Source organism: Pseudomonas sp. OV226 (assembly GCF_003148705.1).
GTDB lineage: Bacteria > Pseudomonadota > Gammaproteobacteria > Pseudomonadales > Pseudomonadaceae > Aquipseudomonas.
Genome location: NZ_QGGS01000025.1, coordinates 81,264 through 107,936 on the forward strand (window position 1 = coordinate 81,264; position 26,673 = coordinate 107,936).

Genomic DNA, 26,673 nt, shown 5'->3' on the forward strand with positions numbered 1-26,673 from the left:
TTCATTATCCTAATCCGGGAACGCAGTATAGGGTTTGACAAGACCACCCTGACGAAACCTGACCTCTGAGTAATTCAACTCATCTACATACTGCGGATTATCTAGATCTTTTTTATTTGGTTTATAGCCTCTACCACCTGCCGCCATTTCCTTCCTTACAACGGGATCCCCTGTTTGGGTAAAACCCGTGGGAGCAGGTGGATTTCGACTCATCCTAGAAACCGCATCATTTATCGCATTCATCTGGAGTAACCAGCTTCTGAACTGGGAACTTGGATTAATTCTCTCCTTTTTTCCTTTTTTTGTTGGATGACTCCCATCAATCGATCTCTGCTTTAGCGCCGCGTCTGGAATTTCGGGATTATGCTTCGCGACAGTATGCATGTCGTAATCTTCCTCCCATTCCAAAACTCGCCGCTTCGCATTTGCCTCTGCCAACTCATCAATCCGCACCCTCCGCTGATTTCCCCTCAGCTTTGGCAGCGGCGGCTCACCTTCATCAACCCTAGCGCCAGTCGTATCATCCGGCGCCTCACACCCAGATTTATTCGGTGGCGGGCAGTTCCCGCTCAACCCCAACGGATCAACCCATCCCGTCGGATTCGGCGTGTACTGGTACTGGTTCAGCCCACCCGCCAACTTGATCGGGTCCGGCGTCAGGTACCGTCCAACATCCGGATCATAGTACCGATGCCGGTTGTAGTGCAGGCCGCTCTCGGCGTCGAAGTATTGCCCCTGAAACCGTAGCGGCTGCTCAAGCTGCTCGCCTCCGCCGAACGCCAGGCGCGTGACTTTGCCGTAGGCGTTGTACTTCGCCGACCAGACGATTTCGCCGCCAAAATCGGTCAGTTCCTGCGGCGTGCCGAGGTGGTCGAGTTGGTAGTAGAACGGGCAGGCCTTGTGTGGGCCTTTGCCGTCGAGCATCGCCAGCGGGCGGAAGCTGCCGGGTTCGTAGACGTAGCTGCGGTAGTGTTCGCGGCTGCTTTCGGCGATGAGGTTATCGCCTTGCCAGAAGAATTCGGTGGTGTGGCCGTCGACGGTTTTGGCGATGCGGCGGCCGAAGGCGTCATAGCGGTAGCTGGCGGTGCGACGGTCCGGGGTGGTGACGCCGATCAAGCGGTGTTGGCAGTCGTAGCGGTAGTCCGTGACGAGTTTTTGCCCGCTGCCGCGGCGTTCGCGGATCAGGTTGCCGAAGGCGTCGTAATCGTAGTGGCGGTCGCCTTGCAGGAGCAGGCGATTGCCCTGCACTTTGGCGGCGCCGGGGCGGTCCTGCATCAGCAGGTTGCCGGCCGGGTCGTGGGCGAAGCTTTCCGGTGGGTCGTCGCGGGTGTGGCGCACGCCCGTCAGGCGGTTGAGCGGGTCGTATTGGTAATTGCGCTGGCCGTGGCGGGTGTCGGCAATGCTGTCGAGATTGCCGTTGGCGCTGTAGGCAAAATCGCGTCGATACAGCGATTTCTGCCGTTGGCTGACAGCGTGAGCCTGCAAACGACCCTGATCGTCGTAGGCATATTCGCTGAGCAACTGGCCTTGCTGGCGACGCTGCTCGCGACCGAAGGCAAACTGATGGCTGGTGAGCCGCGTGTCGTTGAGGTCGACGGCGGTCAGCGTACCGCCCTTGGCGTGGTGGTAGTCGAGTTTGCTGTTGTCCGGCAGGCGCAGGCGCGTGAGCAGGCCGCAGGCGTCGTAGGCATAACGCAGCGTGCCCCAGCCCTGATGTTCGGTGATCAGCCGGTCCTGTCGGTCGTACTCGAATTCCAGCGGGTGGTCGTGGCCGTCGTCGACGCTAATCAGCCGACCGAGTCGGTCGTAGCGGTACTCGACCCGGATGCCGTCAGGCAGCGTTTTGACCAGCAAGCGCCCGGCCGCATCCCGTTCATAGGCGGTAACGAGCTGCGAACCATCAGCACCGAACTCGGTTTTCTCCAGCAGATGCCCGTTGAGGTCGTAGGCATAGGCGGTGCGTTGGCCATCGAAGCCGGTTTCCTGTCGGATCAGGCCGCTTGGCGTGTAGTCCAGTTGATATTTTTCGCCGGATTCGTTTTCGATTTCCGTGAGCAACAGCTGCGCGTTGTCGTAGCGATATTTCAGCTGAGTGCCATCGGCGTTGAGACGGCGGCTGACCAGGTGCAGATCGTCGACGTACTCGTAACGCGTGACGCGCCCCAGTTCGTCGCGTTCGGCGGTGATTTTTCCGTAGGCGTTGTAGCTATAGGCGCGACTGGCGCCTGTCGGCAGGTTCGTCTGGATCAGTCGACCGACGGCGTCCCATTGGTACTTCGTGACGGCGCCATGTTCGTCCTGACGGGTAAGCTGCCGCCCCAAGGCATCGTAGGAAAAGCGCCGTTGACCACCGTCCGGCAAGGTCTCTTCGAGCAATTGCCCCAAGGCATTCCAGACGAATACATGGCGGCTGGTGTCCGGGTAGCGGATCGACAGCAAACGTCCTTGGGCATCGCAGTGGTAATGGGTGGTTTGGCCATCGGGGTCGGTCGCTTCAGTGACGTCGCCCTGAGCGTTACGGTGGTACTTCCAAATGGCTTGGCCGCGATAGCGCGCATGCAGGAAACCGTTGCGGTACTCGTAGGCCGTTGGCTCGTCTTCTGGCGGAATCAGCGCCACCAGGCGTCCGACTTCGTCATAGCGGTATTCGGTGACGGCGCCGAGCGCATCCTGCTCGGCGATCAGCCGCCCTTGCTCGTCGTAGGCCTTGAGCTGTTCGCCACCGTCCAGGTCGACCTTGCGCACCAGCCGCGCACGCTCGTCGTGGACGTAAACTTCTTCGCTGCCATCGATGTTGTGGACGGTGACGCTACCGGCGTCATCCCAGACATAGCGCGCGTCCATCTGCGCGAACGAGGCCCAGTGGCGGATGCAGCGTGCCGCCTTGCCGGAGCGCTCCCACTCCCAGAAAAAACTCGCCCCGCCGGCCAGTTGCCGCTGGAGGATGACGTGCTGGTCGTCGTAGTCGTAGCGCTCGCTTTCGTCGGCGGCGTTGGTCGCTTCGATAAGCTGTGCGCGTTCGTCGTAGGTGTAACTGACCAATGTTTGCTCGGTCTGCCAGGACGCTTCGAGGGTCTGCGTCGGGGCAAATACCTGATAGTCGACGGCGACCAGATGATTGCGTTCATAACGCAACAGCAAGGCGCGACCGGCACCGTTGTCGAGGCGCTGAATGCGCGCCTGGCGGTCGCGGGTGATGCGCAAGCGGTTGGCGTAGGCGTCACTGATCGCCGTGAGTTGGCCGTGGTGAAAATGGTAAAAGCGCGTGTCGTCGCCGGCCTGGGCGAGGATCAGTTCTTGCGGTTCAGTACCGAGGTAAATCTCCGCACGCGACAGGCTGTTGTGGATGGCCGGACGCTCGCTGCTCGGCAGTGGGAAAGCGCTGCGACGGTTTTCGTGGTCAATCCAGATGACGCTGTCGCCATCGATTTCCAGTCGATGGGATAAGGAATGACTCCAGCCGAAACCGAGGCCGCTATCGAGCTCGGCAGCGCTGGTGCGGTAGAGCCGGGTGAAGTCGAACGGCAGGAGGCCGTCCAGCGTACCGTCAGTGAGGGTCAGCAGTTCTTCGCCGGTGACCATCGACACCGGGCATTTGTTGGTGGCGGTGTTGGCAGCGGAATCGGCACTGTCGCCGTTGGGGTTGGTGGCTTGTTTTGAGGCGTCGTCGTGGAGTTCGTTTTGCTTGAGGGTGGTGTTGCGTTTGGGCTCCCAGCGCAGCTGCATCCGGCCCTTTTTCAGGCCGGCCGCGCCGCCGCGGGCGGCGACGGTTTTGTAGTGGTCGACGTACTTCATGAAGCGGTTGAGGATGTTGAAGGTGGCCTCGACAAAACGTATCGCGAGACCGGCCAGAACCTTTCCGTAATGAAGTCCGCGGGAGGTTAAATAGGCTTTGGCGACGGGTATTCCGACTCGCGTGGACACCAGCGCAGAAGCGATCAACAGGTCGATCAGTAATGAGGCAATCACATGGCTGGTGATCTTTGTCGATTCACCCGCAACCACACTCGGCGGCAGCATCTCCAACCACAAGCTGGCTGTGCGCAGCAGCAAACACAGCGCCGCTTCGTCGCTGGCCAGCAACTGAACCTTCTCCATCGTGGCCGGAAATTGTTCAGCCAGTTCGACCAAGTGATCGGCACCACTGCCCAACCGCTCAGCGAACTTGCGAGGATCCTTAAGAATGTCCGACAGCAGGCTGATGCTGTCCCACACCCCGACCACCGCCGCCCAACTCCCGGCGAGCATGCCGTTGCCCGCCGCAGCAAAAGCCGATTGCGACCACTGCGGTTTGAACCCTTGCCACTCGCTGCGCAGCCACCCGTCCAGCTCTTTGCTCAGGCCGTCATAGGAGGCAAAAAGCTCATCAATTTGCTCAGGCGTGACCTCGCTCTGAACATGCACGCGGTAGAACTTGCCGGGTATCCCTTCGAACTGCCCTTTACCGTTTTCATCGAGCTTGACCGATTTAATCTCGCCGCCATCCTTGGCAATCACATCCACCGAAATATTCCCCAACGGGATGTCATAAACCGACTCGAACTTGCTCTCGATCTGCAGAATGCCGCCTGCCGGACACTGCGCCACACTGGACAGAAAATCCGCATCGCCACTGCTCACCGCCGTCGTGGTATTGCCCAGTTTGATCAGCCGTTCCATACCCATCAGCGCAGGCATATCCACGGCGTGACTGGCCGTGTCCGCCGTTCGGTTAAACCAGCGCTTGAGCTGCTCGCGGTATAGCGAAAGCGTGTCTGGAAAACTGTCGAGTTCCTGCTCGATGCGGGCGATGTGCGGGTGAACAATCGGGTCAATCATGGGCAATCCCTCGCGCAGAAAATGGGCGCGCGAGACTTTGCCGGGGATCAAACCGGAAAGAAGTCAGGGAAGTAGGCAATGGCCGTAGGGCAAATCTCTAATTCGCCCTCACAAAACGCCAGACAGGCACAAACAAAAACGTGGCGTGAGGTTGCCCTCACGCCACGTTCATTTATCAAACAATTTTTTGGGAGTTACTGTGTAGGACCGCGAGACGCCAGCTCTTTCAATTTGAGCTCGGCCAATGGATGCCCGGCCTTGGCGGCCATGCCCCACCAGCGCGCGGCTTCAAGTGGGTCCGGCGCCTTGCTCGGCGTGCCGGCCAGGCTGATCACACCGACCTGGTAGGCGGCCTTGCCGTCACCCGCCAACGCCGCCAGGCGCAGCAGTCGAACGCCCTCTTCACGAGCACCCATCCCGACACCGCGAAAAGTCAAAATGTGGCCATAGAAGCTCTGAGCGCCAACGTCACCCAGGTTCGCCATGCGTGCGAACTGGCCTTCGAGCCAGTGCCAGCCCCGCGGCTGGCGCACAAACCATGACCAATGAAACAAACGGCGAGCCAGCCAGTAACCAGCCCGCGCCTTGAGCTTTAAAAACACTCAGGCCTCTGCCGATTCGGGGTATTCGTATTCGAACACTCGCACCACTTCCGATGCATGCCAGGACGCGGCGGCGACACCGTCAGACGGCCCGGAAAAACGCCCCAGACGCTCGACACATTCGAAGAAGCCGGTGCGCGGCAGACGGCTGGCACCCTGGCTGATTACCAGCGAACTGCGCAACGGCTGTTCGGCCCTGGCATCCAGTGCGGCCAGATGTTCAAGGGCTGCCGTCAGGGTTTGCATGGCCGGCGTGGGCAATTGCAAGCGCTCCAGCAACGCTCGATACGTCAAGAGATGGCGCTGACGTCGCGCCTGATCCAGCTCCCCAAGCAATCCGTCCCAATGTTGACGACTGATGCGTACGCTCACGATTCATCCCTCCACCCTGGCACCGTCAATTCCCAGGCCAGGCTGCGGCGAATCGCAGCGTCGGGTTGACGCTCGCCACTTTCGATCAAGGCCAGATAAGACGGGCTGATGCCTACCGTGCGGGCCAACGCTTCAATGGCGATGCCCTTCCCTTCGCGCAAACTGCGTAGTTGATCCAGACCGGGAAGAATCGGGTCTGGTGTTGCCACGTGAGGCACTGGCGCTTCGCGTGGCGGTTGCTCGTTGATGCCTGCTGCTTTCAGTAGAGCCTGATATTGAGCCCACGGTAAAACTGCATACTCGGGCTCGCCTTCGCGTGTGATTATCTGAATATCCATGACTTCCCCGTAGGACAACGACACTTAGCGAGTCGGCACTTTTCCCTAGAAGTGTAATCCTAACAGCGGCCAAGGTCGCGCGGGGGTATGAATAAAGGGGGATTCTCAATCAGTTCAGTGTTTTCTCGGGCCCTGAAGCTGAAGTTTTTCCGGGGTGTCAGGCAGACGCTCGACCACCGCCAGCTTTTCCGGCACCTGACGTTTGCGCCAGAGGCGGAAGGCGTTGAGTTCGTCGTCGAGCACTTTCATCAGCCAGGCCAGCACTGCGATGTCATCGAGCATGCCGAACACGGGAAGGAAATCCGGAATGGCATCCACCGGACTGAGGAAATACATCAGGCCTGCGACCACCGAGATCAGCGCCTTCGGGCTGATGGCACGGTACTCCCCACGCCAGTAGGCCAGGCACAGTGCCTGCAACAAGCGCAAATCGTCTTTGACCTTGCCCAGGCGATTACCCTGGCTGGCACCTTTGCTGGCGACAGCGAACAGCAGCGTCGGCAAACGTCCGCGTGCGAGCAGGCGCCCGGCGAGTGGCAAGAATCGAGCGAAACTCCAGGGTGCTTTCATCATTCCTCCCACTGAAATGTTATCCACACAAATTGTGGATAACCTTGTGAACAGAGCTGCATTTCACGGCTGAAACCCCCGTTTCATAAGGGTCTCGCTCAGATCGGGCGTTTTTTACTCACATAAAAAAACCCAAGATTTCATTGACTTGGAGCGCCGGCACCGCTAGCACGGGCCTCTTCAATGGCTATGACTCCAGCGTACAGCAACCGTTCGCTTTGTTTACCTTCGCTAAACGCCAGATGCAACAACGCCCCGCATTAAGCGAGGCGTTGTTGTCAAAGCAGACGCAGATTACTTGGCGGCGTCTTCTTTGGCTGGATCTTTGATCGCCAGCAGTTCCAGGTCAAATACCAGCACCGAGTTGGCTGGAATTGCCGGGCTTGGGCTTTGGGCGCCGTAAGCCAGTTCGCTAGGGATGTACAGTTTGTACTTCTCGCCAACGTGCATCAGTTGCAGGCCTTCGACCCAACCCGGGATCACACCGCTGACCGGCAGATCGATCGGGCTACCGCGCTCGACGGAGCTGTCGAAAACGGTGCCGTTGGTCAGCTTGCCGGTGTAGTGAACGGTCACTACATCAGTCGGCTTAGGCTGTGCGCCATCGGCTTTCTTTTCCACTTCGTATTGCAAGCCCGAAGCGGTGGTCACTACGCCGGCCTTCTTGGCGTTTTCTTCGAGGAACTTCTTGCCGGCAGCGGCCGACTCTTCGCTCATCTTGGCCATACGCTCTTCAGCACGCTTTTGCAGCGCGGCGAAGGCTTCGACCAGCTCCTCGTCTTTGAGTTTCTGCTCTTTCTTGCCGACGGCATCTTCGATGCCCTGGGCTACGGCCTTGGAATCCAGGTCATCCATGCCTTCCTGAGCCAGGCTTTTGCCCATGTTCAGGCCAATGCCGTAGGAAGCTTTTTGCGCCGGAGTTTTCAGCTCTACGCTGGTCTGCGAATCACAACCCGCGAGTACCAGGCTAACCAGGGCTACCGCCGCCGCCAACCGATGCTGTTTCATGCTATTTCCTTGTTCATGCGCCTAAAGGGCAATCGAGTAAAGCCGCGAGCTTATCAGGCGGCCACGACCAATGGCTACCGGCATGAGAGCGGGAAACTTCTGATAAGTTCAGGTGTTTTAACCCATTTGAGCAATGGGATGATGAAGCTTCTGTCATCTGACTCCTACAGACACTGATCCCGGATCCCATAACATGGCGTAATGGCCACTTGCCGCACCTCAGACACTGAGGCATAAGAGAGCTACAACTCGACAAGGAAGTTCATCTTGCGCCTCTTATCTCGCCTCTTAATGCTGGTCGCTGTATTGCTGGGTCTTGGCCTGACCGTAGCGTTGTACTACGTCGCCAACCCCAAGTTACCGAGCTGGTCGCCCGCTCAACAGGTGCATTACCTGGAGCAATGGAGCGCAGAGGACCGCCAGACTTACTATTTCACCCCTCAAGGCACTCAGGTCAAAGGCTTGCACTATGACTGGTTCAACGCCCTCGAGCTGCCCTTCTCGCAGCAACGATTCGCTTCGCCGGACTACCTCGCACGCTTTGGTTTCCTGATCGACCCTGGCCTGAAAGCCACACCCGACAACCCCGGCAATCTGCCCGTCGGGTTTGCCCGTCACAAAAACCCCGGCAGTCAGGACGAGTTTCTCGACATCACGTGCGCGGCCTGCCATACGGGCGAATTGCGCTTCAAAGGCCAGGCGATTCGCATTGACGGTGGCTCGGCACAGCATGTGTTGCCTTCCAGTGTGCCTACATTGAAAGGGGGCAGTTTCGGACAAGCGCTGGTCGCCAGTCTGACCTCGACTTACCTCAACCCCTGGAAATTCGAGCGCTTCGCCCGCAACGTGCTGGGCGAGGACTACGACGCCCGACATCAACAGCTGCGCAATGACTTCAGGGCGTCTCTCCTGACCTTCGTCAAAGTTGCCTGGAACGACACCCACCGTGGGCTCTACCCCACCGAGGAAGGACCGGGCCGCACCGACGCCTTCGGGCGCATCGCCAATGCGGCCTTCGGCGATGCGATTTCCGCCGACAACTACCGCGTGGCTAACGCCCCGGTGGACTACCCGCAGCTGTGGGACATGTGGACGTTCAATTGGGTGCAATGGAACGGTTCGGCGCAACAACCCATGGCCCGCAACATCGGCGAATCGTTGGGCGTGGGCGCCACCCTGAGCTTCTTCGATGCCAGCGGCCAGCCGCTTAAAGGCGATGAGCGCTACCCGTCGAGTGTCCGACTGCACGACCTGCACCAGATCGAACAAACCCTGCAACGACTCAAACCACCGGCCTGGCCTGAAGCATTGCTCGGTGCTGTCGACAAGCCGCTGGCCGCCAAGGGTCGCGAGTTGTTCAGTGAAAATTGCGCCGGTTGCCATATACCGCGCTCGGTCGAAAGTGACGGACGCTGGGTGCAGCATCTGAAAATGCTGCCGGTGGATGTCATTGGCACAGACCCGGGGGCCGCCAACAACATTGCCGACCATCGTTTTGACTTGAGCGCCTTGCAATGGGATGTGACTGAGCTGAAACAACTGGACGTTCACCTACAGCCGACACCCACTGAACCGCTGGACTTGAGCAAGCTGTCGTCGGCCAAAGGGTTGGCCTACATCACCGCTTTCGTTGGCAACCGCGCCTACCGCGACGCGAAAACTCCCACGGCGGAACAACCTGCCATGAATGGTTTCGGCCTGCCGATTGGTGTGCGGGAATTGCGCGCCTACAAGGCACGACCGTTGGCGGGTGTCTGGGCGACGGCGCCCTTTCTGCACAACGGCTCAGTACCGAGCATTTATCAATTGCTCTCGCCTCAGGATGAACGCGCCACCACCTTCTATAAAGGTACGTTCGAGTACGACCCCCAACACCTTGGTTATCGCACCGAGGCTTTTACCGATGGCTTTGTGTTCGACACACGCATCACCGGCAATCACAACAGCGGCCACGAGTTCCGTGCCGGCCAGCGCGGCAATGGCGTGATTGGTCGTCTGCTGCTGCCAGAGGAACGCTGGGCGCTGCTGGAATACCTGAAAGTATTGGGCGGCCCGCTGGAGACACAATTGCCATGAGCACACTTTGGATGCGCTTGGGCGCTTTTCTCGGCAAAACCCTTCTGTGGCTGCTGGGTCTTGGCGTGCTCGCCTGGGCGCTGGCCACGGCGTGGTTTGCCTGGCAGCACAGTGGCCCGGTTTCGGCAGATGAATTGATTCCGGAAGGCGAAGCCGCGATGACCCAGGACGTGATTCAGACGGCCGTGCGCATTGTCGATCAACACCGCGAGCCCACCCGCTACCTGCGCGACGCCCATGCCAAGGCCCATGGCTGCGTGAAAGCCGAAGTTCAGGTGTTGCCGGACCTGGCTGGAGAGATGCGCCAAGGTGTGTTCAGCGAGCCCGGCAAAACCTGGCAAGCGACGATGCGCTTGTCCAACGGCAATGCGTATCCGCAGTTCGACAGTATTCGCGATGCCCGGGGCATGGCGATCAAATTGCTTGATGTGCCTGGTAAACAGCTGCTCGCCGACCAACAGCGTCGCGCCGAACAGGACTTCGTGATGTTCAGTCACCCGAATTTTTTCGTCAGCGATGTCGCCGAGTATCGTCAGAATGTGGCGGCTCAGGCTGACGGCAAGAAGCTGATGGCGTTTTTTCCGGGGTGGGACCCGCGCAGTTGGCAGGTTCGCCATCTGTTTATCGCGTTGGCGACCTTGTCGCCTGCTCCGGAAAGTCCAACCCGGACCACCTACTTTTCGGTGTCGCCCTACAAGTTTGGTGAAGCCAATGCCAAGTTCCGGGTGATACCGGACCCGGATAGCTGCCCGGCCTACACCCTGCCCGCGCAAAACCAGAAATTGCCGAACTTTCTGCGCAACGCGCTGAACCAGCAATTATCTACGGATCGGGTGCCGGCCTGTTTCGTCTTGCAGATTCAGCGCCAGGACCCAAGCCACTACATGCCCATCGAAGACACCAGCATCGAATGGAGTGAAAACGAGGCGCCGTTCCAGACCGTGGCGCGGATCAAAGTCCCCGCGCAGGACTTCGACACGCCAGCGCTGAACCTGCAATGCGACAACCAGTCGTTCAATCCGTGGTTTGGCCTAGAGGCTCATCGGCCGATTGGCGGCATCAACCGTCTGCGTAAGGCGGTGTATGAAGCCGTGAGCGACTACCGGCACAGTCGCAACGCTGAGCAATAAGCCGATAGAAACGAAAAAGCGACCCGGACAGGTCGCTTTTTTTGTGGAGGCCCGGCAATTGCCAAACCCCGGACAGCAAAAAGCCCGCATTAAGCGGGCTTTCTGTGTGGTGACCTGGCGTTCAGTGTTCCAGGTTACCGAATATGGCGCAGCGGACGGGACTCGAACCCGCGACCCCCGGCGTGACAGGCCGGTATTCTAACCGACTGAACTACCGCTGCGCGTAGCGTTGAAAGTGGTGGGTGATGACGGGATCGAACCGCCGACATTCTGCTTGTAAGGCAGACGCTCTCCCAGCTGAGCTAATCACCCTTTACCTTCGTTGCGGGGCACATTATGCCACAGGTTTTCGTAAAGTGTTGATTTAATTGAATAATTTTTCAAATAAATCTGAAAACCAGTGAAACGACGCAACCCACAGGAACAACATGCAAACTTCAGACAGAAAAAAACCCGCGTTAGCGGGCTTTTCCGTGGTGACCTGGCGTTCAGCGTTCCAGGTTACCAAATATGGCGCAGCGGACGGGACTCGAACCCGCGACCCCCGGCGTGACAGGCCGGTATTCTAACCGACTGAACTACCGCTGCGCGTAACACTGAATGCGAATGGTGGGTGATGACGGGATCGAACCGCCGACATTCTGCTTGTAAGGCAGACGCTCTCCCAGCTGAGCTAATCACCCTTCACGTTCGGTGTGGCGCGCATTCTACGGAGCGACCTCACCTCTGGCAAGCACTTTTTTAAATAATTTTCTCAGGCCTTCCAAAGGCTTAGCGAAGGGTTGGCCTATGGCGCCGCTAAGAGAATAATGCCCACCTTTGTATATAAGGAGAGACTTACCCCATGTGGTTCAAAAACCTGCTTATCTATCGCCTGACCCAAGATCTGCCTGTTGATGCCGAGGCGTTGGAAACTGCACTGGCCACCAAACTGGCGCGTCCATGTGCAAGCCAGGAGTTGACCACCTACGGTTTCGTCGCGCCATTCGGTAAAGGCGAAGATGTGCCGCTGGTTCACGTCAGCGGCGACTTCCTGCTGGTCTCGGCGCGTAAAGAAGAACGCATTTTGCCGGGCAGCGTCGTGCGCGACGCTGTGAAGGAAAAGGTCGACGAGATCGAAGCCGAGCAAATGCGCAAGGTCTACAAAAAAGAACGCGACCAGATCAAGGATGAAATCATCCAGGCTTTCCTGCCTCGTGCCTTTATTCGCCGCTCCTCGACGTTCGCCGCCATTGCACCGAAGCAGGGCCTGATCCTCGTCAACTCGGCCAGCCCGAAACGTGCCGAAGACCTGCTGTCCACCCTGCGCGAAGTGATCGGCACCCTGCCAGTACGTCCACTGACCGTAAAAATGTCGCCGACCGCCACCATGACCGAATGGGTCACCACGCAGAAAGCGGCGGACGATTTCTTCGTGCTGGACGAATGCGAGCTGCGTGATACCCACGAAGACGGCGGCATCGTGCGCTGCAAGCGTCAAGACCTGACCAGCGAAGAAATCCAGCTGCACCTGAGCACCGGCAAAGTGGTCACTCAGTTGTCGCTGGCCTGGCAGGACAAACTGTCTTTCGTGCTCGACGACAAGATGGTGGTCAAGCGCCTGAAGTTCGAAGACCTGCTGCAAGACCAGGCCGAACAGGACGGCGGCGAAGAGGCCCTGGGTCAACTGGACGCCAGTTTCACGTTGATGATGCTGACTTTCGGTGACTTCCTGCCGGCACTGGTAGAAGCGCTGGGCGGCGAAGAGACGCCGCAGGGGATCTGATAACAACCGGTTTCTACTAATGAAACCGAACTAATTGTGGGAGCCGGGCTTGCCCGCGATGGCGATCAGTCAGCTATCAATCGGCTGACTGATACACCGCTATCGCGGGCAAGCCCGGCTCCCACAATGATTGAATTCCACCCTGGGATTGCTACTGAATAATAAGGATCAAGCCATGCGCGCACTGGCTGCATTGAGTCGTTTTGTCGGCAACACTTTTGCTTACTGGGTACTGATTTTTGCAGTCGTGGCGTTCCTGCAACCGGCCTGGTTCATCGGCCTCAAAGGCGCGATCGTGCCGCTGCTGGGGTTGGTGATGTTCGGCATGGGCCTGACCCTCAAACTTGAAGACTTCGCCGAAGTCGCCCGCCATCCGTGGCGCGTGGCCTTGGGCGTGGTTGCCCATTTCGTGATCATGCCCGGTGTGGCGTGGTTGCTCTGCCAGGCGTTCCACCTGCCACCGGATATCGCCGTCGGCGTTATCCTGGTCGGTTGCTGCCCAAGCGGTACCTCGTCGAACGTGATGACCTGGCTGGCGCGCGGCGATCTGGCGCTGTCGGTGGCCATCGCCGCCGTCACCACCCTCCTCGCCCCACTGCTGACCCCGGCACTGATCTGGCTGCTGGCGTCGGCCTGGTTGCCGGTGTCCTTCATGGAGCTGTTCTGGTCGATTCTGCAAGTGGTGCTGTTGCCGATCATTCTTGGCGTGGTGGCTCAACGCGTGCTCGGCGCCAAGGTGCGTCATGCCGAGGAAGTCTTGCCGCTGATTTCGGTGGTGAGCATCGTGATCATCGTCACCGCCGTGGTGGCCGCCAGCCAGGCGAAGATCGCCGAGTCCGGCCTGCTGATCATGGCGGTGGTGATGCTGCACAACAGCTTCGGGTATCTGCTGGGTTACTTCACCGGGCGCCTGTTCAAGCTACCACTGGCGCAACGCAAATCCCTCGCGCTGGAAGTCGGCATGCAAAACTCCGGTTTGGGCGCTGCGTTGGCCAGTGCCCACTTCTCCCCGCTGGCGGCGGTGCCGAGCGCTTTGTTCAGCGTGTGGCACAACATTTCCGGGGCGCTGCTCTCAACGTATTTCCGTCGCATGAGCGAGAAAGAAGATCGAAAACTGGCGGCACGGCCCGTCGCCGACTGAGCCACAACTTGATCCCCGGATTAATGATTGGCACTCTATGGCGCATTGCGAGGACGACCTCGCGGCTCGATCGAGTCATTAATCTGGGGACGACCCCGTCAATCGATGGAGGTCTTTCATGTCCTGGATCATCCTGTTTTTCGCCGGCCTGTTCGAAGTCGGCTGGGCCGTCGGCCTGAAGTACACCGACGGTTTCAGCCGTCCCCTGCCCACCGCTTTGACCGTTGCAGCCATGGCCATCAGCCTTGGTTTGCTGGGCCTTGCCATGAAGGAATTGCCGCTGGGTACGGCCTATGCGATCTGGACGGGCGTGGGTGCCGTGGGCACGGTGATCGCGGGGATCATTCTGTTTGGTGAGTCGATGGCGTTGTTTCGGCTGGCCAGTGTGGCGTTGATCATTGCCGGGTTGATCGGCCTAAAGGTTAGCGCTTAGGCCACTGACGCCATCGCGGGCAAGCCCGGCTCCTACAGGGTCCTTGGAGCGCCTAAAATCTGGCACAACACAAAACCTGTGGGAGCCGGGCTTGCCCGCGAAGAGTCCGGTACATTCACCCACTATCTAACGGTGCCGCGCAACTCGCCGACCATCGCCTGCAACGCCGCCGGCTGCGCCGCCTCAACGGCCACCGCCGGCCCCGCCACCAACGTCACCCGCGACCACAACCGGTGAAACACGCCTTTGCCCGGATCACGGCTGAAGAAACTCCCCCACAAGCCCTGCAACGCCAGCGGAATCACCGGCACCGGTGTCTCTTCGAGAATCCGCGCCAACCCGCCCTTGAATTCGTTGATCTCCCCATCCGCAGTCAATTTGCCTTCCGGGAAGATGCACACCAACTCGCCATCCTTCAGATACTGCGCTATCCGCTTGAAGGCTCTTTCGTAGATTTGAATGTCTTCCTGACGACCCGCTATGGGAATTGTCCCGGCCGTGCGGAAGATAAAGTTCAGCACCGGCAAGTTGTAGATTTTGTAATACATCACAAAGCGAATCGGCCGACGCACTGCGCCGCCAATCAGAAGTGCATCGACAAAGGACACGTGATTGCACACCAGCAACGCCGCGCCCTCATCGGGAATCAGATCAAGATTGCGATGCTCCACGCGGTACATGGAGTGACTGAGCAACCAGATCATGAAACGCATGCTGAATTCAGGGACGATTTTGAAGATGTAGGCGTTGACGCCGATGTTCAGCAGCGACACCACCAGGAACAGCTGCGGAATCGACAGTTTGACCATGCTCAACAACACGATCGAGACAATCGCCGACACCACCATAAACAGCGCGTTGAGAATGTTGTTGGCGGCAATCACTCGTGCCCGTTCATTCTCGGCGGTGCGCGACTGGATCAGCGCATACAGCGGCACGATGTAGAAACCGCCAAAGATCCCCAGACCCAGGATGTCGATCAGCACCAGCCAGGTGTGGCCAAACCCGAGGATTTCGACCCAGCCATGGCCCGTCACGCTGTCCGCAATTCCACCGGAATGCCACCACAGCAGCAGGCCAAACACGGTCAGGCCAAACGAGCCGAACGGCACCAGGCCTATCTCGACTTTGCGCCCGGAGAGCTTTTCGCACAGCATCGAGCCGAGCGCGATACCGACCGAAAACACCGTCAGAATCAGGGTCACCACGGTTTCGTCGCCGTGCATCCATTCCTTGGCATAGGCCGGAATTTGCGTCAGATAAATCGCCCCGACAAACCAGAACCACGAGTTGCCGACGATCGAACGCGACACTGCCGGGGTCTGCCCCAGGCCCAGTTTCAAGGTGGCCCAGGATTGACTGAAGATGTTCCAGTTCAGGCGCATTTGCGGTGAAGCCGCCGCCGCCCGTGGAATGCTGCGACTGGCCAGGTAACCGAGCACCGCAACGCCAATGATCGCGCTGGAGACGATCGGCGCGTAGTGACTGGACGACATCATGATGCCGGCGCCGATGGTCCCGGCGAGAATGGCCAGGAAGGTCCCCATTTCCACCAGCCCGTTACCGCCGACCAGTTCTTCTTCGCGCAGGGCCTGGGGCAAGATCGAGTATTTCACCGGCCCGAACAGCGCCGAGTGGGTGCCCATGGCAAACAGCGCGACCAGCATCAATGACAGATGATCGAAGAGAAAACCGACTGCACCGACCGCCATGATGACGATTTCGCCGAGCTTGATCAGACGGATCAAACGGTCCTTGGCGAACTTCTCGCCGAACTGCCCGGCCAGCGCCGAAAACAGAAAAAACGGAAGGATGAACAACAGCGCACAGAGGTTGACGTAGATCGAGCGGTCACCGTCGATGGTCAGTTTGTACAAAATGGCCAGGATCAACGACTGCTTGAAGATATTGTCGTTGAACGCCCCGAGGGACTGCGTCACGAAAAACGGCAGGAAACGCCGGGTGCGGAGCAAGGTGAACTGTGAGGGGTGACTCATCTTCCATGTGTCCCTGATGTTAGGTAGCGAGTGGCGTGGATACGGTTATTGGAATGTCGAACGTCGATCCAGGCCACACATTACCTAATCTTTGCAGGTTATTTCTTTAATCCTGCAATGCATGGCGAGACAAACAGCTCACCGCGCCAGGCGCCTTTCAGCGTGCGTTGGGCAACGATCATCCACATCACCACCAGCAGGGCCACCAGCACGCAGCCAAAGACACTGAAGAACGTCAGGTTCAAGGTGCTGGCCAGTTTCAACGTCGTCAGCGAGTAAACACCCAACGGGAAAGTAAACCCCCACCAGCCGAGGTTGAACGGAATGCCGTCGCGCAGGTAGCGCACGGTGATCAGCACCGCGATCAGCATCCACCACAAGCCAAGCCCCCACAGCGTGATCCCGGCCACCAGCCCCAGGCCGGCGGCGACTTCCCCTATGCCCGGCAGACCGTTGGCGGCGAAGATTGCCGGTGCGTCGGCCCCCAGCAGCAACATACCCAGTGCCCCGGTACCAATCGGGCCCAGCGCCAGCCAGCTCGAAGCAGCCATGTTTTCGTGGGGCAGTTTATGCAGCGCCATGCGCAACAACAGGATCGTCAGAATGCTGAACGCGACCGGCAAGGAAAAGGCCCACAGCACGTAGCTCGTCACCAGCACCACCAGTTGCGAATGAGCGTCCGCCAAGTGCGGCGCCAGCAAACCACCGCTGGCCGCAGCGACTTCTGCGGCCACCACCGGCAACAGCCAAACGGCGGTCATCTGGTCGATGCTGTGTTCCTGACGAGTGAACATCATGTAAGGAATCAGTACGCCGCACGCGAGCGACATCGCCACATCCAGCCACCAGAGCATTTCGGCGACATGAATCACACCGTCGCCCCAGCGCGGCAGGCCAAACACCAGGAAGCCATTGATGATGGTCGCGAGGCCCATCGGGATGGTGCCGAAAAACATCGACACGGTGGAGTGGCCGAAAATGCGCCGGGCTTCGTCGAAGAACAGTACCCAGCGGGCCGCGTACATGACGCTGAACAACACGAACAACAAAATATTGAACAGCCACAGGCCTTCGGCGAGCGCGCGCAAGCCGGGTATGGCGACGGGCAATTGCGCCAGCGCCAACGCGAGCACGCCGGTGCCCATGGTCGCGGCAAACCAGTTGGGTGTGAACTGACGGATGACTTCACGCGGGTGCTGCAAATGGCTTAAGGGTTTGAAACCGGTTTTGACGCTATTGGGGCATGTCATGGCGAACTCCTGTCCTCTGATGAGGTAGAGCCCATGGTAGAACCGAATAGAATATCTATATAACGGGTAATATCTCTAACTGTTATCTGTTTTGCAGATATAGAGTCAAATACTGCCTTCTGATTCGATCACCAATATCCGTGCCACGCCCTGCGGATGGGCCACATGCTCGGTGCCGACGGACGCATAAAAAATGTCGCCGACGTCGAGCAGCGCTGCCTTCTCGATGCCCTCTTCGCGGTAACGCATCTGCACCTGCCCATCCAGCACCACGAACACTTCCTGGCCATCGTTGACGTGCCATTTATAAGGCTGATCGGTCCAGTGCAAACGCGTGGTGATGCCGTTCATGTTGGCGATGTCCAGCGCCCCCCAGGCACGGTCAGCGGTGAAGGATTTGCTGCGGATGATTTTCATCGGGGCGGTCCGTCGAATGAGTGGCGAGGCCTAGGCTAACGATCAACGCACATCAGCGCCACAGACTTTCAATGAGCGCTGAAGCATCAAGGCCAGTAACGCGCCAACGGACAACACAATCAAAATCAGGCCATACCCATCGGTTGTTGCGACCAACCCGAAGGCTCGGATCAGATTCCCCGCCAGCAACGATGGCAAACAGAACGCCAGGTAACTGAGCACATAAAACGCCGACATCAACCCTGCGCGCTCATGGGGTAAAGCCAACGGCACCAGACTGCGCACGGCCCCCAGAAAACCGGCACCGAAGCCACATCCAGCGACAAGCGTACCCAGGAAAAACAGCGACAGGCTGGCGCTGTGCACGCCCAGTAACACCAGGACAATGCCCATCGGCAGCAGACTCGCCCCCAACCGTAGCGCCAGGGCGGCAGGTCGATTGCGCAGGGTGAAAATCATCAATGCCCCGGTGAGTGTCAGCGCGGCAACGGTCGAGCCGGCAATCAGGTTCGAGGTGGAACCGGTGGCCGCGCGTACCAACGAAGGCGCCAGGGACGCATAAAAACCACCGAGCGCCCACGTCGCGGTGTTGAGCGGCAACACCCGCCACAAGGTGGGGCGCGCCTGAACCGGCACATGCAGGGTCGGTCGCAATGACGCCCATGCCCCGGCCTGTCGCGAGACACTTTCCGGTAAACGCCAGCTGTACAACGCCTGCAACGCAAACAGAACCAGCAGCAGCCAGTAGGTCAAGTGCAGCGGCGCCGGGGCAAATTCTGCCAGTAAGCCGCAGCCCATACCGCCGAGGGCCATGCCGATCAACGGCGCAACGCTATTGATCAACGGCCCTTGCTGGCGGTCAGTGTCCAGCAGCGTGGCACTGAGCACCGCGGTTGCCATGCCGGTGGCAAACCCTTGCAGCACCCGCGCGCTGATCAGCCACGTGACGCTGTCAGCGTAGATAAACAGCAACATCGCCAGAGCATTCAGCACGACAGCGGTGAAAATCACCGGTTTGCGCCCAAGGTAATCCGACAGCGACCCGACCGTCAGCAGCGCGGCCAGCAGGCTCAAGGCATAGACGCCGAAAATCAGGGTCAGGGTGGCCGCCGAAAAATGCATCTGCTCCTGGTACAAGCGATACAACGGCGTCGGCGCCGTGGAAGCCGCCAGAAAACTGAGTAAAGTGATCGCCAGGAACCACAGGCTGGCACGGTTTGAATGGGAACTGGACATCAGCACACTCCGCAAAAGCTAATTTTTTGCTTTTGCGGAGTGTGCTACCGATCAAGGCTTAAAGCAAATTTTTTGTGTTAAGGTCCGCTGCATGGCTTTTACCACCGATGCCCAGCTAGTCAGCGGGTTGCGGCGAGAACAGGAAACACGCAATGACAGGCCCCACTTTACGTCCCGGCGGCCGAAGCGCCCGGGTGCAGGAATCAATTCACAAAGCCGTGCACGCACTGCTCGAAGAGCAGGACCGCGCCAGCGTGACCGTGCCGCAAATCGCAGCGCGCGCAGGGGTTACGCCGTCCACCATCTATCGACGCTGGGGGGATTTGTCAGCGCTGCTGGCGGACGTCGCGCTCGCCCGAATGCAACCGGAAACCGAGTCGGCCAATACCGGCAGCCTCTCGGGTGATGTGCAGGCCTGGGCGGAACAGTATCTGGACGAGATGAGCTCCGAACCCGGTCGCAACATGCTGCGCGACGTGCAATCAAGCCTCAAACCCAGTTATTGCGCGACGATCATTGGCGGACAGTTACAGCTGATTCTGGATCGCTACCCGAATGAACCCAAACCGGATGTCGATCGGCTGATCAACATGGTGGCGGCGCCCATTGTGTTTCGTATCCTGTTTGCGCAGGCGCCGCTGGAGGTTGAGGAGCTGCATCGGTTGATCGCGATTGCGTTGAACCAGTAAGGGCTTGCTCGCAAAGGGCCCCGAAAAGACACCCTTGATCCCCCTGCGCCCCCGCGCCAAGTCTCGACCTTGGTCGACACTGACTAACCGGGGCGGTCGTGCGAGACTGTCTGACCGGGCGGGAGTCCCGGCTGTCTTTTGTCTGGAGTTCCCATGTCGCTGTCCAGCGGGCTGATCGCCGCCGTCGCCCTGGCCTATATGGCCATCATGTTCGCCATCGCCTTTTACGGTGACCGTCGCAGCACACCGTTGCCGCCGCGAGTGCGCGCCTGGGTGTACAGCCTGTCGCTGGCCGTTTATTGCACCAGTTGGACCTTCTTTGGCGCCGTGGGCCAGGCCGCGGAACAGCTCTGGTCGTTCCTGCCGATTTACCTCGGGCCGATCCTGCTGTTAGTGGGCGCGCCCTGGGTCCTGCAAAAAATGGTGATGATCAGCAAGCAGGAAAACATCACCTCCATCGCCGACTTTATCGCCGCCCGTTACGGCAAATCTCAGTCGTTGGCGGTGGTGGTGGCGCTGATTTGCCTGGTGGGCGTGCTGCCCTACATCGCACTGCAGCTCAAGGGCATCGTGCTTGGCGTGAACCTGCTGATTGGCGCGGGCGCCGACGCCATGGGGGTTCGCGCTCAGGACACGGCGCTGATTGTGTCGCTGGTGCTGGCGCTGTTCACCATTGTCTTCGGTACCCGCAACCTCGATGCCACGGAACACCACCGTGGCATGGTGCTGGCGATTGCATTTGAATCACTGGTCAAGCTGTTCGCCTTTCTTGCCGTCGGCGCTTTTGTCACGTTTGGTCTGTACGACGGTTTCGACGATCTGTTCAACCAGGCCATGCTCGCACCGCGCCTGGAGCAATACTGGAAGGAAACCGTCAATTGGCCCTCGATGGTGGTGCAGACCGGCGTGGCGATGATGGCGATCATCTGCCTGCCCCGGCAGTTCCATGTGACGGTGGTGGAAAACATTGATCCTCAGGATCTGCGCCTGGCCAAATGGGTGTTCCCGGCCTACCTGGCGTTGGCGGCATTGTTTGTAGTACCCATCGCCCTCGCCGGCCAGATGCTGCTGCCCAGCTCGGTGTTGCCGGACTCCTTCGTCATCAGCCTGCCCCTGGCGCAGGCTCACCCCGCCCTTGCCTTGCTGGCGTTTATCGGTGGCGCTTCGGCGGCAACCGGCATGGTGATCGTCGCCAGCGTGGCACTGTCGACCATGGTGTCCAACGACATGCTGTTGCCATGGTTGCTGCGACGCAATAATGCCGAGCGGCCGTTCGAAGTGTTCCGCCAGTGGATGCTCTCGGTGCGCCGCGTGAGCATCGTGGTGATTTTGCTCCTGGCCTACGTCAGTTATCGCCTGCTGGGTTCGACCGCCAGCCTGGCAACCATCGGCCAGATTGCCTTTGCTGCCGTGACACAACTGGCACCGGCCATGCTCGGCGCGCTGTACTGGAAACAGGCCAACCGCCGCGGTGTATTTGCCGGCCTCGCTGCCGGGACATTCCTGTGGTTTTACACGCTGATCTTGCCGATTGCGGCCCGTGGCCTCGGCTGGCCGCTGGAGAGCTTTCCGGGCTTGGCCTGGTTGCACAGCAACCCGATGAACCTGCCGATCACCCCGCTAACCCAAGGCGTGGTGCTGTCGCTGGCCGGTAATTTCACGTTATTTGCCTGGGTGTCGGTGTTGTCGCGTACACGGGTGTCGGAGCACTGGCAGGCCGGTCGTTTCATCGGCCAGGAAATCAGCGCACGCCCCAGCGCCCGTTCGATGCTGGCGGTGCAGATCGACGATTTGCTGCAACTGGCGGCGCGTTTCGTCGGCGAAGAACGGGCGCGCCAGAGCTTCATCCGATTCGCCTACCGTCAGGGCAAAGGCTTCAACCCGAATCAAAACGCCGACAGTGAATGGATCGCCCACACCGAACGTTTGCTGGCGGGTGTACTCGGTGCCTCCTCGACACGCGCAGTGGTAAAAGCCGCCATCGAAGGTCGGGAAATGCAGCTTGAGGACGTCGTGCGGATCGCCGACGAGGCGTCGGAAGTGCTGCAGTTCAACCGCGCCCTGCTGCAAGGCGCCATCGAAAACATTACCCAGGGCATCAGCGTGGTCGATCAGTCGCTGAAACTGGTGGCCTGGAACCGGCGCTATCTGGAGCTGTTCAATTACCCGGATGGACTGATCAGCGTCGGCCGGCCGATTGCCGACATCATTCGCTACAACGCCGAGCGCGGTTTATGCGGCCCCGGCGAAGCCGAGGTGCACGTTGCCCGCCGTCTGCACTGGATGCGCCAGGGGCGCGCCCATACCTCTGAACGACTGTTCCCCAACGGGCGGGTAATCGAGCTGATCGGCAACCCGATGCCCGGTGGTGGTTTCGTCATGAGTTTCACCGACATCACCGCGTTCCGCGAAGCCGAACAGGCGCTGACCGAAGCCAATGAAGGCCTGGAGCAGCGGGTGACCGAGCGCACCCACGAACTGTCGCAACTCAACGTCGCGTTGACCGAAGCCAAGGGCACCGCCGAGTCCGCCAACCAATCGAAAACCCGTTTTCTCGCAGCCGTCAGCCACGACTTGATGCAACCACTGAACGCCGCGCGCCTGTTCTCCGCCGCCCTGTCCCACCAGGACGATGGCTTGTCCGCTGAGGCACAGAAGCTGGTCCATCACCTGGACAGCTCATTGCGCTCTGCCGAAGATTTGATCAGTGACCTGCTGGACATTTCCCGTCTGGAAAACGGCAAGATCAACCCTGACATCAAGCCATTCGCGCTCAACGAACTGTTCGACACGCTCGGCGCCGAGTTCAAGGCGCAGGCTCAGGAACAGGGGCTGACGTTCAACGTTCGCAGTAGCACATTGCGGGTCGACAGCGACATCAAACTGCTGCGACGAATTCTGCAAAACTTCCTGACGAATGCATTTCGCTACGCCAAAGGGCCCGTGCTGCTCGGCGTTCGCCGGCGCAAGGGCGAGTTGTGCCTGGAGGTCTGGGATCGGGGACCGGGCATTGCGCCAGACAAACTGCAGGTGATTTTCGAAGAATTCAAACGTCTCGACAGTCACCAGACTCGCGCGGAGAAAGGCCTGGGGTTGGGTCTGGCGATTGCCGATGGTCTGTGTCGCGTGCTGGGTCACACGCTGCGCGTTCGCTCCTGGCTGGGGCGTGGCAGTGTGTTCAGCGTCAGCGTGCCGCTGGCCCGGGCGCAAACCGTCGTGGCGACGCCGACCGCTGAACTCAACGGCCATGTGTTGAGCGGCGCGCAGGTGCTGTGCATCGACAATGAAGACAGCATCCTGATCGGCATGAACAGCCTGCTGACGCGCTGGGGTTGCCAGGTCTGGACCGCGCGCAATCGGGATGAATGCGCAGCGCTGCTCGAAGACGGCGTGCGCCCGCAACTGGCACTGGTGGATTACCACCTCGATCATGGCGACACCGGGACGGAGCTGATGGCGTGGCTGCGCACCCAAATGGGAGAGCCGGTGCCTGGCGTGGTGATCAGTGCCGATGGCCGGCCGGAGATGGTGGCGCAAGTGCATGCGGCGGGGCTGGATTACTTGGCCAAACCGGTGAAACCGGCGGCATTACGGGCGCTGCTGAGTCGGCATTTGCCGTTGTAGCGCGGCAGGCCGCGCCCTAACTGAAAATTTACTCGGGCAACTCGACCAGGCCATCCACATCGGTCATCGCCCGCTCCAGCAAATCGGCCGGCAAACTCTTGCTGGCTCGCGCGCCGAGCAACTTCAATTGTTCGCTGCGACTAACCAGGTTACCGCGCCCCTCTGTCAGCTTGTTGCGCGCAGAGCTGTAGGCTTTGTCCAGTTGCTGCAAGCGATTGCCGACTTCGTCCAGGTCCTGGATGAACAACACGAACTTGTCGTACAGCCACCCCGCTCGCTCGGCGATTTCACGGGCGTTCTGACTTTGCCGTTCCTGCTTCCACAGGCTGTCGATGACCCGCAGCGTGGCCAACAACGTGGTGGGACTGACGATCACAATGTTGCGGTCGAAGGCTTCCTGGAACAGTGTCGGCTCGGCCTGCAAGGCGGCGGAGAATGCGGCTTCGATCGGTACGAAGAGCAAAACGAAATCCAGGCTGTGCAAGCCGTCGAGCCGTTTGTAATCCTTGCCGGCCAGGCCTTTGACGTGATTGCGCAGCGACAGGACATGCTGCTTGATGGCGATCTGGCCGATGGCGTCATCTTCAGCCGCCACGTATTGCTGATAGGCCGTAAGGCTGACCTTGGAGTCGACCACCACCTGCTTGTCGCCCGGAAGGTAAATAATCACATCCGGCTGGAAACGCTCCCCGTCCGGGCCCTTGAGGTTGACCTGGGTCTGGTACTCACGGCCCTTCTCCAGGCCCGCGTGTTCCAGCACTCGCTCGAGAATCAGCTCGCCCCAGTTGCCTTGGGTTTTCTGCCCTTTGAGCGCACGAGTGAGGTTGGTGGCTTCGTCGCTCAGGCGCAGGTTCAGCTGCTGCAGGCGCTCCAGCTCCTTGGCGAGCGAGAAACGCTCGCGGGCTTCGGCCTGATAACTTTCCTCGACGCGTTTTTCGAAGGACTGAATGCGTTCCTTCAGAGGATCAAGCAACTGTCCCAATCGCTGCTGGCTGGTTTCGGCAAAGCGTTGCTCGCGCTCGTCGAAAATCTTGCCCGCCAGTTCTGCAAACTGCGCCCGCAGCTCATCTCGCGAACCTTGCAGGTCACTGAGGCGCTGCTGATGGCTTTCCTGCTGCTCACGCAACTCGGCCTTGAGGGACGCCGCCTGGGTGTCCAGGCGACGCAACTCAGCCTCTTTGCCGGAGCGCTCAATGTTCCAGGCATGGGCCGCATCTCGGGCGTCGTCGCGCTCGATTTGCAGCAGTTCGACTTCACGGCGCGCGGCGGCGAGGTCTGCTTGTCTGGCGGCGTTAGCCTGGCTCAGATCAGCGACTTCATCGCGACACGCATCGAGTTGGGCGTTCAAGCCGTCCTGCGCCAGTTGGGCCATGGCCAGCCGTTCTTCCAGCAGTGCAACCTCGGCCTGTGAGGAGCTCGCACGGCGCTGAATTTGCCAGGCCAGTACCAGCAATGGCAGGCCAGCGCCCGCCAGACCGAGTAATAGGCTGGTCAAGTCCATAGCCATAGAGATTCCTGCTGATGAGATAAAGCTTGAAGGTTAACCAAGGCAACCGGACTTGGACAGCTCAGTCTTCGATCAGGCCCAGTTCCTGTAGGGCGCGTGTATCTCCTGCTCGCGCGGCTTGGCGCAACAGGTCCTGGCCGATGCGGCGATCACGGGCATTGCCGCATTCGCGGCACATCAATTGCCCGAGACGGCTTTGCGCGGCCACGACGCCTTCACGGGCAGGCTGTTTAAGCAAACGCCCGGCGAAGTGCTTGATGTTGGGGTTATCCCCAAGGCGTGGACTGTCCAGCAACCACTCTGCCACGCGCATTGAAAAGCGCTTGGGCGGGGTAACACTTGAGGGCGTTGAGGTAGCAGGGTTTGATACTGAGCGAAACTTCATAAAGCACTGTAGGGCAAATCCGAAGGCGCGCAACTCTACTCTTTTTTTCTTACAGGTAAAGCCCAAAAAAACCCGGCACGCCCGTGCTAGAGCAAGCGCTCGGGACAATCCACAGAAGCTGTGGATAACTCAGTGGACAACCGCCCTTGAACTCGCGCAAAGCCCTGTGGAATGGGGCTCGCAGTCAAACTGACGATTTTTTCACCAGTAAAAAAAAGCGATGTTTTTCATTGACTTAAATTTTCAACACAGGCACCCACTGCGACTGAGGCGTGGATGACAGTGGGGTTACAGTCTGCGCAACTTATGTGCACAAGTACCTACGAGGCGGTTATATCGCTGCCCTCTTTCGGCGCATATTTGCCTGGCTTCTGGGGATAAACCGGGAAAACCCTTGATCCAGGCAGATCGCGGCCCGATGAACGACCGCCACCACCGGTCGGAATGTGGACGATTGCGGGGCACATCGTCCGACCTCACGAATTCTTTTTGCTAACACACTTCCTTTCTGAAATTCAATCCGTTAGTATCCGCGGCGTTAGTACCAAGCTGAAAGTCAATTCTGGTCGAACAAATCCTCACGGTCAGCCTTCCCTCAAGAGAAGCCTCCACCGACAAAACAGGATCGACCACCTCGATGGTTTCCAGGTAAACCTTGCGCCAACACAGCCTTCGAACAAAAGCGAAGGGTGTTGCGAAGCTCACTTACTCTGACCGAACCAGCCTGCAAATTGATCAGGATCTTCACCCCGGGCCCAGAACCTTTGCCCTTGATGTGTTGCCTGCCCTCCTAAGTACCTACCTGCCAGCCCAAGCGCGCCAATTATCAGCGCTTCAAACTGGCTGCTTTGTTCCAGTCGGGTTCTTCGTTCGACCAACGGTGGTCGTCGTCACTGGAACGTTTTAATTTTGCACGGCTCTTATCCGTGTCGCTTGTAGGAACACCAACACTATGTCTACTCAAATCCACACTCAGGATGCCATCCGCACCCTAACCAACGCTTTTGCACCAATGAACTGCCTGATCATGGCCGCTCGCAAAGGCTGCTTCAGTTTCACCCTGGTCAACGAACACGGCATCGCTCGTCACAGCGAACGCCTGTACCCCGATCAATACTCCAGCGCAGAGCCGCTGCAGGCCGTGATCGAGCGTACCCGCCAGGCATTGATCGCCTGAGACGCCAGAAAGACTGAAAAACCGAAAAGCCCTGCTCAAAAAGCGTAATGCTGTTCACTTAAGCGGAGCAGCCTTACGGTCCACCGGAAACCGGGTTTTTGAAATCTTCACCGTCCTTGGCCTTGAAGGCCTTGGGCG

20 protein-coding genes and 4 tRNA genes are annotated in these 26,673 nt (G+C 59.2%); 8 read left to right on the top strand and 16 right to left on the bottom strand.

The window, feature by feature from the left end; translation table 11 throughout:
- Positions 1–9 precede the first annotated feature (9 nt).
- From C7534_RS27755 to C7534_RS27780, 6 genes are all read right to left on the bottom strand, one after another.
- Positions 10–4,818 carry an RHS repeat-associated core domain-containing protein gene (locus C7534_RS27755; protein ID WP_109787721.1) on the bottom strand — a complete coding sequence of 1,603 codons (4,809 nt, stop codon included), beginning with the start codon at positions 4,816–4,818 and terminating at the stop codon, positions 10–12.
- 194 nt (positions 4,819–5,012) lie between these two features.
- Positions 5,013–5,420 (bottom strand): sel1 repeat family protein, encoded by a 408-nt coding sequence (locus tag C7534_RS27760; protein WP_109787722.1) that lies wholly within the window; start codon positions 5,418–5,420, stop codon positions 5,013–5,015.
- Complete coding sequence (locus C7534_RS27765) at positions 5,421–5,792, bottom strand: hypothetical protein (RefSeq protein ID WP_007898892.1); 372 nt, start codon at positions 5,790–5,792, stop codon at positions 5,421–5,423.
- The gene (locus tag C7534_RS27770) at positions 5,789–6,130 is read right to left on the bottom strand and encodes a helix-turn-helix domain-containing protein (protein ID WP_109787736.1); all 342 of its coding nucleotides are present in this window, start codon (positions 6,128–6,130) and stop codon (positions 5,789–5,791) included. The genes C7534_RS27765 and C7534_RS27770 overlap by 4 nt, the downstream gene beginning before the upstream one ends.
- Positions 6,131–6,244: 114 nt before the next feature.
- Positions 6,245–6,700, bottom strand: a complete 456-nt coding sequence (locus C7534_RS27775; protein ID WP_046032937.1) for a YkvA family protein — start codon at positions 6,698–6,700, stop codon at positions 6,245–6,247.
- A gap of 294 nt (positions 6,701–6,994) precedes the next feature.
- Positions 6,995–7,708 carry an FKBP-type peptidyl-prolyl cis-trans isomerase gene (locus C7534_RS27780; protein WP_008060887.1) on the bottom strand — a complete coding sequence of 238 codons (714 nt, stop codon included), beginning with the start codon at positions 7,706–7,708 and terminating at the stop codon, positions 6,995–6,997.
- Positions 7,709–7,975: 267 nt separating this feature from the next.
- Between C7534_RS27780 and C7534_RS27785 the strand changes: the two genes are divergently transcribed.
- Positions 7,976–9,784: a di-heme-cytochrome C peroxidase gene (locus C7534_RS27785; RefSeq protein ID WP_109787723.1), complete on the top strand. Its 1,809-nt coding sequence runs from the start codon at positions 7,976–7,978 to the stop codon at positions 9,782–9,784.
- Positions 9,781–10,914 (top strand): catalase family protein, encoded by a 1,134-nt coding sequence (locus C7534_RS27790; RefSeq protein ID WP_109787724.1) that lies wholly within the window; start codon positions 9,781–9,783, stop codon positions 10,912–10,914. The genes C7534_RS27785 and C7534_RS27790 overlap by 4 nt, the downstream gene beginning before the upstream one ends.
- Positions 10,915–11,058: 144 nt before the next feature.
- Here C7534_RS27790 and C7534_RS27795 read toward each other — a convergent pair.
- The 4 genes from C7534_RS27795 to C7534_RS27810 all read right to left on the bottom strand — a co-directional run bounded on the left by C7534_RS27795 (position 11,059) and on the right by C7534_RS27810 (position 11,597).
- Positions 11,059–11,135, bottom strand: a tRNA-Asp gene (locus C7534_RS27795).
- A gap of 15 nt (positions 11,136–11,150) precedes the next feature.
- Positions 11,151–11,226, bottom strand: a tRNA-Val gene (locus C7534_RS27800).
- Positions 11,227–11,425: 199 nt separating this feature from the next.
- Positions 11,426–11,502 (bottom strand) — tRNA-Asp (locus tag C7534_RS27805).
- 19 nt (positions 11,503–11,521) lie between these two features.
- Positions 11,522–11,597 (bottom strand) — tRNA-Val (locus C7534_RS27810).
- 161 nt (positions 11,598–11,758) lie between these two features.
- Here C7534_RS27810 and rdgC point away from each other — a divergent pair.
- The 3 genes from rdgC (at position 11,759) to sugE (ending at position 14,253) form a co-directional block, all read left to right on the top strand.
- The gene (gene rdgC, locus C7534_RS27815; RefSeq protein WP_109787725.1) at positions 11,759–12,679 is read left to right on the top strand and encodes a recombination-associated protein RdgC; all 921 of its coding nucleotides are present in this window, start codon (positions 11,759–11,761) and stop codon (positions 12,677–12,679) included.
- 175 nt (positions 12,680–12,854) lie between these two features.
- Positions 12,855–13,820: a bile acid:sodium symporter family protein gene (locus tag C7534_RS27820; RefSeq protein WP_109787726.1), complete on the top strand. Its 966-nt coding sequence runs from the start codon at positions 12,855–12,857 to the stop codon at positions 13,818–13,820.
- 118 nt (positions 13,821–13,938) lie between these two features.
- A complete protein-coding gene (sugE, locus tag C7534_RS27825; RefSeq protein ID WP_010456757.1) occupies positions 13,939–14,253 on the top strand; it encodes a quaternary ammonium compound efflux SMR transporter SugE in 315 nt (104 codons plus the stop codon).
- 122 nt (positions 14,254–14,375) lie between these two features.
- Here the strand turns inward: sugE and C7534_RS27830 are convergent, their stop codons facing one another.
- From C7534_RS27830 to C7534_RS27845, 4 genes are all read right to left on the bottom strand, one after another.
- Positions 14,376–16,250 (bottom strand): MFS transporter, encoded by a 1,875-nt coding sequence (locus C7534_RS27830; RefSeq protein WP_109787727.1) that lies wholly within the window; start codon positions 16,248–16,250, stop codon positions 14,376–14,378.
- Between the two features lie 98 nt (positions 16,251–16,348).
- The gene (locus C7534_RS27835; protein WP_109787728.1) at positions 16,349–17,500 is read right to left on the bottom strand and encodes a TDT family transporter; all 1,152 of its coding nucleotides are present in this window, start codon (positions 17,498–17,500) and stop codon (positions 16,349–16,351) included.
- Positions 17,501–17,605: 105 nt separating this feature from the next.
- Complete coding sequence (locus C7534_RS27840) at positions 17,606–17,917, bottom strand: cupin (RefSeq protein ID WP_109787729.1); 312 nt, start codon at positions 17,915–17,917, stop codon at positions 17,606–17,608.
- 42 nt (positions 17,918–17,959) lie between these two features.
- Positions 17,960–19,153: an MFS transporter gene (locus C7534_RS27845; RefSeq protein ID WP_046032929.1), complete on the bottom strand. Its 1,194-nt coding sequence runs from the start codon at positions 19,151–19,153 to the stop codon at positions 17,960–17,962.
- A 152-nt stretch (positions 19,154–19,305) separates the two neighbouring features.
- Here C7534_RS27845 and C7534_RS27850 point away from each other — a divergent pair, with 152 nt between their 5' ends.
- Positions 19,306–19,842, top strand: coding sequence for a TetR/AcrR family transcriptional regulator (locus tag C7534_RS27850; protein ID WP_046032928.1), 537 nt, complete (start codon positions 19,306–19,308; stop codon positions 19,840–19,842).
- 153 nt (positions 19,843–19,995) lie between these two features.
- On the top strand, positions 19,996–23,466 hold the full coding sequence (locus C7534_RS27855) for a hybrid sensor histidine kinase/response regulator (RefSeq protein ID WP_109787730.1): 3,471 nt from the start codon (positions 19,996–19,998) through the stop codon (positions 23,464–23,466).
- Between the two features lie 28 nt (positions 23,467–23,494).
- Here C7534_RS27855 and rmuC read toward each other — a convergent pair whose 3' ends face one another.
- Together rmuC and C7534_RS27865 are read right to left on the bottom strand one after the other, a co-directional pair.
- Positions 23,495–24,859: a DNA recombination protein RmuC gene (gene rmuC, locus C7534_RS27860; protein ID WP_177412296.1), complete on the bottom strand. Its 1,365-nt coding sequence runs from the start codon at positions 24,857–24,859 to the stop codon at positions 23,495–23,497.
- 175 nt (positions 24,860–25,034) lie between these two features.
- Entirely contained in the window at positions 25,035–25,358 is a 324-nt protein-coding gene (locus C7534_RS27865; protein ID WP_077432170.1) for a sel1 repeat family protein, read from the bottom strand.
- Positions 25,359–26,310: 952 nt separating this feature from the next.
- On the opposite strand from C7534_RS27865, the gene C7534_RS27875 reads away from it, so the two are divergent.
- Positions 26,311–26,535, top strand: coding sequence for a hypothetical protein (locus C7534_RS27875; protein WP_019407963.1), 225 nt, complete (start codon positions 26,311–26,313; stop codon positions 26,533–26,535).
- Positions 26,536–26,673 lie beyond the last annotated feature (138 nt).